The organism is Bacteroides sp. An269 (genome assembly GCF_002159755.1).
Classification (GTDB): Bacteria; Bacteroidota; Bacteroidia; order Bacteroidales; family Bacteroidaceae; genus Phocaeicola; species Phocaeicola intestinalis.
The window spans coordinates 1-1,883 of the sequence record NZ_NFJG01000219.1 but is presented as its reverse complement, the minus strand read 5'-3'; the positions used below and the strand labels follow the sequence as shown (position 1 = coordinate 1,883).

Annotated in this window: 2 protein-coding genes; both read left to right on the top strand. The window is 41.0% G+C overall.

Features of this window, described 5'->3' with window-relative positions; genetic code table 11:
• Positions 1–106 precede the first annotated feature (106 nt).
• Entirely contained in the window at positions 107–436 is a 330-nt protein-coding gene (locus tag B5F71_RS19350) for a DUF2958 domain-containing protein (protein WP_087213601.1), read from the top strand.
• A 64-nt stretch (positions 437–500) separates the two neighbouring features.
• Positions 501–1,094, top strand: coding sequence for a hypothetical protein (locus B5F71_RS19345; protein WP_087213598.1), 594 nt, complete (start codon positions 501–503; stop codon positions 1,092–1,094).
• The last annotated feature ends 789 nt before the right edge of the window (positions 1,095–1,883 follow it).

Below are 1,883 nucleotides of genomic sequence, written 5' to 3'. Positions count from 1 at the left end.
AAAAAAGTCAGCGGATGCGAAAGACACAGGAAAGGAAATCTTTCAAAAAAAGGTCTAAAGCTCGCTGAAGAATAATTCGATGTTTAACCAACTAATTCAGAGCGATATGATAAAGATTTCAGAAGAACTCCTGGCGAAGTTTAACGCCAATCCTTTGTATTCAAAAGACGGACAAGGTACAAATGCAGAGGTTATTGCAAAGTTTTACGTTCCTTTTTCTGAAGCCTGCTGGCTTATAACCGAAGCAAGTCAGGAAGGTGATGACTGGCTGATGTTTGGCTATTGTCACATTTTTGAGTGGGAATTTGGCTATGTCAGTCTATCCGAGATTATGGAGCTGAACATAAAAGGAATAACAGCCCAGATAGATAACACTCTGCCAAGAGGCTGCACTATTAAGGACTGTCTTAAGAAGATACCATTTGCAGAGCATTAAGCTCTGCAAACTTCAACAGGAACAAACAAAACATCCATTATAACCACAATAAATATTTACAGCTATGCCAAATTGGAACACTACATATTATACACTTTATGGTAACAAGGATAATATAAAGAGACTATATACAGACTTGAAGAATACTGTTGATATTGACAGAACAAAGGAAAGCAAACCTTTTACATTCTTAGGTAACTCTTATTGGCTCGGTTACATTAAAAAACAACTTTTGCCAGAGGTTGAAGAAGAATTGCCAGCCCGAGGAGAAATCTCTTACATAGAAGAAGATATTAAAGATTATGGTAACGATATGGCTTCCTTAAAGTTGACTACTGAAACGGCTTGGGTTGCCTGTTCAGAACTGATGGACAAGATAGCAGAGAAATATGACCTTCAGCTTTTCTACTATTCGGAAGAGCCTGGTTGTGGAATCTTTGAAACTAATGATACAGAAGGTCTGTTTTACTCATTCCGTTATATGGTTGACAGTGAAAAGGAAGGAATAGAATATTACGATTCATGGGATGAAGTTGTTTCAGTAATAAAAAGTATAACCGGCATCACTCTTGATAACATATCAGAAGCAGAAGACAAGCTTTCTGCCTTTAATGACGATGACACTTTCTTGATTATAAATGAAATATCAGTAGCTTAATCTGCTTGGGGCTAACAACCCCAAGTTTAACTTGAAATCTTATGATTTACGAAACCAATTGTACTGAAATAAACATAGAAAGGTGGAAACAGCTTATGCGCTATGCACGACCTTGTTCGTACAGGTTGCTGGTAAAGCGAATCCAAAAAGAAATACCTTCATTGTATCAATCCCTTGCTTTGGAGTTCCCGAATCCTTATGCATCGCAATGTAGAAGTACCCCTACTCATTATGTTCTGGTACATTCTGCTATAGAGTATTTTATTCGTAAATAAATCGAGTCCCCTTCGAGGGGACTTTTGTTTCTCACCCTATCTCAGGAATACGCTGTAAACCGTATGTTTCCTTCCTTTGGCCAAACTATGTATAGTCCGGAGGAATAAAACATCCGGCTTGCAAATTCAGCACCTCACACCGTATGAACCTTCCCGGTGGCTCAGGATCATCCGGCGAGATATGCTTTCCGGCAATTTGCAGCAGCCCGGTTTCTACCCGCCCTGGAAAGAACCCGTCACCTGAAGGTGCCGGCGAAAGCGGTGTCTCGAAAGGGCATCTTTTCTGTGTGGCTGAAGCCTTCCGTTTTTAAATGTCTTCTTGTACTTTTCGGTGTGTACCGCACACCTTTTTCTCCTCTTCCTCCGATGTCGTCTCCGGCGGCTGCCACAGTCCGGTTACCGCTCCGGTTTCACGGCCATTCTTCCTGAAATATCCCTTTTTTTACAGTGATACACCCTTTTTCTTAAGTCGGTCAAGGCAGGCTCGTTCTTACGGCTTCGTCTGTCGGCCGAT